1 protein-coding gene is annotated in these 854 nt (G+C 37.9%); it reads right to left on the bottom strand.

The features are described from left to right. Positions 1 to 840 (bottom strand): IS982 family transposase (locus tag P2W72_RS15660; RefSeq protein ID WP_346429781.1); only part of this gene is annotated, 840 nt, incomplete at its 3' end. Positions 841 to 854 lie beyond the last annotated feature (14 nt).

The raw sequence follows: 854 nt of genomic DNA, 5'->3' as shown, positions 1-854 counted from the left end.
CGGTTTTTTAGGGAAGAAATGGTAAGCACAAAGTGCACCCATTGTATTCATCAAGAAGTTGTTGATCGATCGATGCCTGGTATGTTGCAGCTTGCAAATATTCTTAAGTTCATCGTTTACAGATTCTATAATGGCTCTTTTTCGCAGCATTATTTTATCTGCTTGTGAGATATTAAAGTCTTTCATATTCTTTCTTGGTTTAGTGATCATTTGTATACCATTACCCCAAAGTAGTTCTGCCAATGCCTTAGAGATATAACCTTTATCACCGAATAATTTACCGAATATATCTTGTGTCATCGAAGTCATCAATTTCACGTTTCGGTCGTCCACATTGCCTTTGGTAAGGTAAAAAGATAATATTTCCCCTTTGTCATTGATGATCAGATGCAATTTAAAACCATAGAACCACCCAATTGAGCATTGCCCTCTTTCTGCCACCAAGGCAAATACCCGGTGCTGATGTATTCTCCTGTTGTGGCATACTTTGATATGTGTGGAATCGATGAAGTTAATCCCTCTGGATGATCCAAGACAGTGCGTTTTCAGGAAGATCATCATCGGAACAGCCACTCTGTTTTGCAGCTCAACGAATCGGTTATAAGACACAAGACCCGGAAAATAATCCTTGTAATACGGACAAATATGGCCTAGATAAAAATGCTTCAGATTGGTAAAATGGCCGGTATGAAAAGCGATTAATATGGTGATGATTTCACTGTCAGAAAGGGAGGCTTCACGGTTTCTGATCTTATAAGCATTGGCTTCAAGGCGGTGTTTTTTAATCGAAGTATCAAATTCCTTGCAGAAGTCATCTACTTTAATGAAAATTTCAATAATTTTATCAGGAGTAA

The organism is Daejeonella sp. H1SJ63 (genome assembly GCF_029360775.1).
GTDB lineage: Bacteria > Bacteroidota > Bacteroidia > Sphingobacteriales > Sphingobacteriaceae > Daejeonella.
Note: the sequence above shows the minus strand (reverse complement) of the source record. Positions and strands in the feature narration are given on the sequence as shown.